Below are 7619 nucleotides of genomic sequence, written 5' to 3' on the forward strand. Positions count from 1 at the left end.
CAGCCTGGTCTCGTTGGAGACCGGCTGGATGGAGTAAAGGTAGATGAGCAGCAATGCTCGCATACAGACTCCAACCTTGAAAGTTCCGCGTAGGAACCCCCGGACTTCAGTCCGGGGAGGATGTCAGGTGGAATACCAGTTTGAGTGTGCTCATTGAACCCCCCTGCAGCTTACCATGTTGCCCGCAGCCCGTGAAGTGTACCGGTTGGGCGCCGCTGTTTCAGCTACCGCCACCCACAAAGCCAGCCGTCTACCCTTCCAGTCTAGAGCCGAGAAAGGTAGACGGTGAGGCTTCAGGAGCCCGGAACCAGAATGTAGGAAGTGCTCCTCCGAAGAGGGGGTGGCTTAGATCGCCAACCCTTGCTGCTCGAGCCAGGCTGCCGCGGCCCTGATCTGGTGCCCGCGCACCTCGAGAATCAACCGGGGCCGGGCCGGAGACTGGGCCAGGGCTTCAAACACCGAGGCCCAGTGCACCCCTCCTTGCCCCGGGGACCAGTGCCGATCCAAGAACCCATCGTTGTCCTGAAGGTGCACATGCCCGAGCCAGGGGCCCGCGGCCTGGATCCACTGGCTGGGCGGTGGGCCCCCGATTTGCTGCATCAGGTGGGCATGCCCGACATCCAGGCTCATCCGCACCTGCGGGTGATCCAAGGAACGCACCAGCTCGAGCAGCGGCTCTGGGCGGGTGTCGCGGATGTTCTCAATCACCAGGGTGATTCCGGCTTCCTGAGCCAGCGGGAGCAGCTCCCGCAAGGTGTCGTGCGCGTACTCCAGCTGCTGGGTCAGGCCGGTGGCCGGGGTGTGGGCCACCTGGGGATGGCCGAAGAACAAGAAGGGGCTGTGGATGACCATGTGGCTGGCCCCCAGCTCCGCCGCGAAGGCCAGCGCCTGGCGATACCGGCCAGCGATAAAGCGCCGCAGGGCGGGGTCTGAAGTGGCCATCCAGTAACCGTCATAGGGCCCGTGGATTCCCAGGCGGCCACCGTACCCCTCGAGCACCCCCTTGGCCTGGGCCACTCGAGGGCTCCAATCCCCGTCCAGCACTTCGGAGAGAAAGCCGTCTTGGATTTCCAGGTCGCGTCCGCCGTGCTCCAGCAACCAGTCGCGGTGCTCGTCCAAGCCTTCGATGGGTAGGGCGGCCCCTAAGACCGGGAGGGCCGCCGATGTGGGAAGGGTCTGGGTCATGTGAACGCTCCGGTCCCTCAGGGCTGCTTGAACAGGGCTTGGGTGCGGTTGACCAGATCGTTGATGGCCGGTTCCACCGGGCGGTTGTTGAGCCAGATGTCCTCGAGGGTCTTGCGAATCTCCTGAATGGCCTGCACGTAACCGGGGTCGGCAGGCCGGGGCCGTGCGGTGGGCAGTTGCAGCATGCCCTGCCCTAGGCCCTGCTCGGTGAGCAGATAGCTTTGGAAGGCCCGCAGGTCGTTGGTGGCCCGGGTGACCGGAACGTAGTTGGTCTCTTTGATCCAGGCCAGCTGCTGCTCAGGGGTATTGAGCCACTGGATGAACTTCCAAGCGGCCAGGACGTGATCTTGAGGGATCCCTTTGGGAATGGCCAGGGTAGCCCCGCCTACCGGTACCACCGGCTTCTTGAAGTAGGGGAGGTTGGCTACCCGTACGTTGGACTTGAACTTATCCCCCGCGAGGGCCTTGATTCCAGGTCGGCTGGCCACCGACTGAAAGGTGATGGCCACTTTTCCCGCCACGAAGTCCTGGGTGGTGTTGGCGTTCTCAACCACCGCGCTGCCATCGCGGATCATCTGGGTCCAGGTGTTGATCACCTCGAGGGCCGCCGGTTCGTTGAGGGCCAGCCTGCCTCCGCGCACCATCTCCCCGTCGTTGCTGAACACCGCACCCTCCAACACCCAGGGGAACGAGGGGATCGCCAGGGCGGGCACCCCGGTGGCCTCCTTGACCTTGCGGGCGAACTCGCGGTACTCCGTCCAGCGCTTGGGAGGGGCCTCGAACCCGGCTTTCTTGAGCAGCTGGGGGTTGTAGTAGGTGACCGGGTTGGAGTTGTTCCAGGGCACGGCGTATACCTTGCCGTCGCCGTCGGGGTCGGTCTGGCGGCGGAACACCGGCCAGAACCCGTCATACATGGCCTTAAAGCCGGGGAGGGTGGCCAGGTCGGTCAGCTGCCCGGCCGCAGCCAAGCGGGGCCAGAGGGCCACCTCGAGCTGGAGGAGATCCGCCGCCGGCTGCCCGGCCGCGATCCCGGCCAGGGCCTTCTGCAACACCCCCTCGTAGCTGTCGGCGAATTCCCCCCGAACCACCACCTCGGTCTGGCTCTTGTTGTAGCGGTCTATGGTGGCGCGGATGATCTCGCCCAGGCGTCCCCCCAAGCCATACATCAGGGTGATCTCCACCGGCTTGCTCTGGGCCAGGGCCGGGGCGCCTAGGGTTGCAGCTAGGCCGAGTGCGGTGATCCATCGGTTGAGCCTTTTCACAATCTTCCTCCTGCTCGGTTCAGCCTTTAAGGCCGCTGCTGGCTGCGCTTTCGATGAACCATTTCTGGGCCAGAAAGTAGACCAGCAGCACCGGAACCGTGACGATAAACGTGGCGGCGAGCACCACCGGGATATCGGTATTGCCTTCGATGTTGTTGAAGCTGGCCAGCCCCACCTGGGCCGTGCGCCACTCGTTGCGGTTGGTGGCCACAAACGGCCAGACCAGGGCGTTCCAGCTCGAGAGGAAGGTCAGCACCGAGAGCGCGCTGAGGGCCGGGGCATTGACCGGCAGAAGAATGCGGAACAAAAAGGTCAGCGGGGTAGCCCCGTCGAGTCGGGCCGAATCGTCCAGCTCCCGCGGGGTTTGGAGGAAGGCGTTGCGCAGCAGGAAGATGCCAAAACCGCTGGCCGCGAAGGGGACGATAAGGGCCCAGTAGCTGTTGATCCAGCCGAAGTTGCGGATGGTCAGGAAGTTGGGGATGAGCAGGGCATCCCCGGGGATCATCAGGGTGCCCAGGGCCAACAAGAAGGCCAGGGGCTTGAGCGGGAACTCCATTCGGGCCAGGGCGAACGCAGCCAGGGCGGAGCTCAGGCCCACCAGCAGGGTGGTGAGGCTGGAGACGATCAGCGAGTTGATCAGGAAGCGCCCAAAGGGGGCGGAGTGCCAGGCCTCGAGGAAGTTCTCCCACTCCCAGCGCGGTGGAATGAGCGGGCCTCCAAATAGCCCGTCGGGAGCTTTGAAGGCCCCCAGGAACAGCCACAGCAGCGGGGCCAGGAAGAGCAGGGCGATCAGCAGGCTGAGGGCCTCGAGGCCCCGCTGCCCCCATAGATGGCGGGTTTTGGCGTTCACTGGTAATGCACCCGCCTTTCGGAGAGCCGGAACTGGATCCAGGCCAGCGCCGCGAGCAACAAGAACAAGAACACCGAGAGCGCACAGGCGTAGCCCATCTGGAAGTACTGGAACGCGTTCTGGTAGATGTGGTAGCCCAGCAGGTTGGTGCTGCCTACGGGACCCCCATCGGTGCGCAACACCAGGATCAGGCCGTAGGACTGGAAGGTGCCGACCAACGAGAGGAACAGCACCACCATGGTCGTAGGGGCCAGCAGCGGGATGGTGATGCGGCGGGCGACCTGCCAGGTGGTGGCCCCGTCCACTCGAGCCGCCTCCAACAGCTCTTTGGGGATGGCCTGTAACCCCGCCAGATAGATGACCGCGGGCAGCCCCACCCCTTTCCAGAACGCGATCAGGATTACTGAGGCTAGGGCGGTCTCGGGCCGGGTGAGCCAGCCCAGCGGGGGCAGCCCCAAGGTCTGAAGCCCCGCGTTGAGGGGGCCACCGTTGGGGTTCATCATGTACTGCCAGATCAGGGCGGCCGAGACCGTGGAGACCACCACCGGGGCGAAGACGGCCCCGCGCAGCAGGCTCTGGAAGCGGGTCTTGGCCTGCATCAAAAAGGCTAGGGCCATCCCCAGGCCGACCTCGAGGGCGGTCACCGCCAGAGCAAAGGTCGCGGTAACGCCAAGGCTGCCGAGAAACTCGCGGCTGAGCAGCATCTTGCGGTAGTTCTCGAGGCCCACCCATTGCGGGGGACGCAGCAGATCGGCATCGGTAAAGCTGAGGTAGAGCACCCGCAGCAGCGGGTAGTACGAAAACAGCACGAAGATGACCAGGGCGGGGAGAAGATAGGGGAGGGCGCCCCCCAGCCCCCCGCCAAAGCGCTGGATCGAAAGGCTTCGGGGGTTGGTGAAGCGGCGTGCGACTGCCATGTGGGCAGCGTATCGGGGCTCTGTCAGCCTGTTTTCAGGTCATGGGAGGGGTTTGAGGTGCTATCGCCCAGACGAAGCGCGCAAGGCAGCACGGCCTGCTGCGGGAAGGATTCAACCCGGCGCTTTGACAAATGCTGTTTCAATTTGATATACATAGAAGCGCATCAATAAACCAGCGTAGGCAGCGGTGGAGGTCCCAGTATGATGGTCACACGTCGGCGTGCCATACAGATTCTGAGTGGGGTCACCGTGGCTTCGGTCACCGGGGTCGGCAAAGCCCAATGGGGGTTTGCGCCTAGCCTTTCCTACCCGGCAATCCGGGTGGGGAATATCCGAACCCTACAGAACAACCAGCCGTTGTACTTCGCCTACCCTGACTCTCGAGCCCAGGCCATCCTGATCAAACTGGGTCGCCCGGCTTTGGGCGGGGTGGGCCAGAACAGAGACATTGTGGCCTTTTCAGCCACCTGTACGCACATGGGGTGCGGAGTGCAGTACAAAGGGGGCCGGTTGGTCTGCCCGTGCCACTACTCGATGTTTGATCCGACGAAAGCCGCCCAGGTCTACCAGGGGTTGGCCAGCACGGGTCTGCCACGCATTCGCTTGCGGATTGCCCAGAACGGCGACATCTTGGCCAACGCCATGGAAGGCCTCATCTGGGGGCGCACCAAGAACGTCTAGGAGGCTTTATGCCGTATGTACGCCGAGACCATCTGCCGATTCCACCCACCAGCGCCGAGACCAAAAATACCGTCTGCCAATACTGTACGGTGGGTTGCGGCTACAAGGTGTGTAACTGGCCGGTAGGTACCCAAGGGGGGCTGGCCCCCAATCAAAACGCTTTTGGAGTAGATCTGCGCAACCCGCAAAACCCTTTAGGGGGGCTGGTTTACACCGAAACCATGCACTCCATCGTGACCCGGAGGGACAGCCAACCCTATCATGTGGTCATCGTTCCGGCGGGGGATTCTCCGATCAACTTCAAGCGCGACCATTCCTCGAGGGGAGCCACCAATGCGGCTGTCACCTGGAGCGACAACCTAGGGACCAAGGCCCGGCTCAAGCACCCGCTCCTCCGGATGGGTGACCAGTTCCAAACCCTTACCTGGGAGGAGGCACTGACCCTGCTGGGTGGGGTACTCAAGGGCATTCGCGATAAGGATGGCAATGACGACAACATCGCGGTCAAAGCCTTTGACCACCGGCGGCTCGGGTGCGGGATTCGAGAACAACTGGGGGGTGGGGAGCCTGTTTTTCAAGGGCTTCAGCGTCAAGCACATCTCCATTCACAACCGCCCGGCCTATAACTCCGAGGTTTGGGGCAGCCGCGAGCGCGGGGTTCACGAGCTGAACTACGATGCCTCGGACGCTCGCCTGGCCGATACCATCGTGCTCTGGGGGGCTAACCCCTACGAGACCGCCAGTGTTTTCTACACCGAGCACATGCTGCCCAACCTACAAGGGGCCACGCTCTCCGAGAAACAGCGCAGCCTGCTGCGAGGGGAACCGGCAGAAGCCGGATATCTGATTGTGGTGGACCCTCGGCGCAGCAGCAGCCTTACGGTGGCTGAAAACGCTGCCAGTGGGCGTACCTTACACCTACAGCCCAACCTGGGCACCGATTACATTCTGGCCAACGCCATTGCTCGGGTGATCTGGGAGCGGGGCTATTACGACTCGGGCTATCTGCAAAGGCGGACCGATTTGACCAAGCTCGAGGAGTACAAGGCCAAATCCCTCAAGCTTGGCACTCCCTATGCTGAGTTCATGGCCCAGGTCAGCACGATTACCGGGGTTTCCCGCGCAGACATTGAGCGGGCCGCGGACTGGATTGCCAAGCCTAAGGGACCGGGATTTCCCCGCCGCACCCTCACCATCTACGAAAAGGGCATCATCTGGAACATGAAGAACTACGATCAGGTGGCGGCCATTGTCCAGATGAACGTGCTCGGCCAGAACATTGGGCGGGCCGGTACTGGAGTAGGCCGTCAGGGGGGGCACCAGGAAGGCTACGTACGCCCACCCTCGCCCACCCCAGGCTCCATTTTCAACGGCGGGCCTCCGGTGAACGTGGACAAGTTCATCACAGGGGGCAACGGCAAGCTTTACTGGGTGATCGGCACCAATCCCTACCTCTCCACCCCCAACAACCAGTTCTACCGCAAGCGCATCCATGAACGCACCACCGCGCTGAGCAACTACTTGGGGGCCTCGGGCGAGCCCGGCACTACGGGCGCATTGGTGAGCAAAATTCTGGAGGGCCTCGAGCAGACCAATGGACTGTTCCTGGTAGTACAGGACCTCTACCTTACCCACACCGCGCAGGATGCCCACCTGGTGCTTCCAGCGAGCGCCTGGGGCGAGGCCAATCAGACCTCCATTAACTGCAATAGCCGCCTGCTTCGCCTGTACGAAAAGTTCATGGACCCGCCCGGTGAGGCCAAACAAGACTGGGAGATTTGCAAGCTGGTGGGCCTCAAGATGGCGGAACTGTACCGGGCCGAGGGTAAGGAAGAAGAGGCTCGGCGCTTCGAGTTCGGCAAGAACTGGCGTACCGACGAGGATGTCTTCTTGGATGGAGGCAACTCCTTTCCCAATAATGCCATTCCAGCCAGCGAGGAGGCCACCTTGCCCGCGGAATGCTATAAGGGCGTGACCTACGCTTTCTTGCGTCAGGTAGGGCAGCAGGGTATCCGCACCCCGGTACGGATGGAAAACGGTAAACCGGTGGGCACGCTGCGGCGTTATAGCCAGCGCTTCGGCACGCAGGATGGGAAGTTTAGCTGGTATGGTACCGATGATTGGGAGGGGTACCCCGCAGAAGTAGCCAAGTACCTTGAAGGCGATCTGGCCCAGCAATACCCCTTCTGGATGACTACGGGGCGGGCCCAGACCCTCTGGCAAACCATGTACAATGACCGCTTCTTGCCCGAGAAAACCAGCCAGGTGCCGCTGCCCTATATCGAGCTGCACCCTCAAGACGCTCAGCGAATCGGCCTAAAGAGCGGTGATCTGGCGGAGGTTTGGAACGAGGAGGGCAATGGGACCTTCATGGTCTACGTAACCGACGCGGTTAAGCCGGGTCTGATCTTTGCCTTGCAGTACCACGACAAAGGTACCTCCAACAGCATGACCTCGGGGTATACCGACGCCAAAACCACCATTCCTTGGTATAAGGGCACACGGGTTAACCTTCGTCGCTTGGCGGGGGCCTTGCCTGATCTTATGATGAGCACAAGTGTGCTGCAGCAAAATAAGTTTGACTAGGCTAGGCTCAACAAGGTGAATTCAGGAAGAATGGTCGAATGCCTCCCCCCCTACAGCCGAACTTCTGAGGCGAAGCTCAGAGCTGCACCGTCACCTCTGCCCTCGCCAGGTGCTGGGGGTGCGGATGGGGGTGTGGGC

7 protein-coding genes are annotated in these 7619 nt (G+C 62.4%); 3 read left to right on the top strand and 4 right to left on the bottom strand.

What is annotated here, in order from left to right; genetic code table 11:
• Positions 1 to 345: 345 nt before the first annotated feature.
• From Mgrana_RS16150 to Mgrana_RS16165, 4 genes are read right to left on the bottom strand one after another with little or no spacing between them, the layout of a single operon-like run.
• Positions 346 to 1185: a sugar phosphate isomerase/epimerase family protein gene (locus Mgrana_RS16150; protein ID WP_119358611.1), complete on the bottom strand. Its 840-nt coding sequence runs from the start codon at positions 1183 to 1185 to the stop codon at positions 346 to 348.
• 17 nt (positions 1186 to 1202) lie between these two features.
• Positions 1203 to 2447: an ABC transporter substrate-binding protein gene (locus tag Mgrana_RS16155; protein WP_206075105.1), complete on the bottom strand. Its 1245-nt coding sequence runs from the start codon at positions 2445 to 2447 to the stop codon at positions 1203 to 1205.
• A 19-nt stretch (positions 2448 to 2466) separates the two neighbouring features.
• Positions 2467 to 3297 carry a carbohydrate ABC transporter permease gene (locus Mgrana_RS16160; protein ID WP_119358612.1) on the bottom strand — a complete coding sequence of 277 codons (831 nt, stop codon included), beginning with the start codon at positions 3295 to 3297 and terminating at the stop codon, positions 2467 to 2469.
• Positions 3294 to 4214 (bottom strand): carbohydrate ABC transporter permease, encoded by a 921-nt coding sequence (locus Mgrana_RS16165; protein WP_119358613.1) that lies wholly within the window; start codon positions 4212 to 4214, stop codon positions 3294 to 3296. The genes Mgrana_RS16160 and Mgrana_RS16165 overlap by 4 nt, the downstream gene beginning before the upstream one ends.
• A 201-nt stretch (positions 4215 to 4415) precedes the next feature.
• Between Mgrana_RS16165 and Mgrana_RS16170 the strand changes: the two genes are divergently transcribed.
• From Mgrana_RS16170 to Mgrana_RS16175, 3 genes are read left to right on the top strand one after another with little or no spacing between them, the layout of a single operon-like run.
• A complete protein-coding gene (locus Mgrana_RS16170) occupies positions 4416 to 4895 on the top strand; it encodes an arsenate reductase (azurin) small subunit (protein WP_170146510.1) in 480 nt (159 codons plus the stop codon).
• 8 nt (positions 4896 to 4903) lie between these two features.
• Complete coding sequence (locus Mgrana_RS17175; RefSeq protein ID WP_240631411.1) at positions 4904 to 5521, top strand: molybdopterin-dependent oxidoreductase; 618 nt, start codon at positions 4904 to 4906, stop codon at positions 5519 to 5521.
• Complete coding sequence (locus Mgrana_RS16175) at positions 5454 to 7481, top strand: arsenate reductase (azurin) large subunit (RefSeq protein ID WP_240631412.1); 2028 nt, start codon at positions 5454 to 5456, stop codon at positions 7479 to 7481. The genes Mgrana_RS17175 and Mgrana_RS16175 overlap by 68 nt, the downstream gene beginning before the upstream one ends.
• Positions 7482 to 7619: the final 138 nt, after the last annotated feature.

The sequence above is a fragment of the Meiothermus granaticius NBRC 107808 genome, from assembly GCF_003574355.1.
Classification (GTDB): domain Bacteria; phylum Deinococcota; class Deinococci; order Deinococcales; family Thermaceae; genus Meiothermus; species Meiothermus granaticius.

Coding starts and splice junctions, on each gene's coding strand:
- Mgrana_RS17175 (WP_240631411.1), top strand. CDS start 4,904: ATGCCGTATGTACGCCGAGACCATCTGCCGATTCCACCCACCAGCGCC.
- Mgrana_RS16150 (WP_119358611.1), bottom strand. CDS start 1,185: ATGACCCAGACCCTTCCCACATCGGCGGCCCTCCCGGTCTTAGGGGCC.
- Mgrana_RS16170 (WP_170146510.1), top strand. CDS start 4,416: ATGATGGTCACACGTCGGCGTGCCATACAGATTCTGAGTGGGGTCACC.
- Mgrana_RS16165 (WP_119358613.1), bottom strand. CDS start 4,214: ATGGCAGTCGCACGCCGCTTCACCAACCCCCGAAGCCTTTCGATCCAG.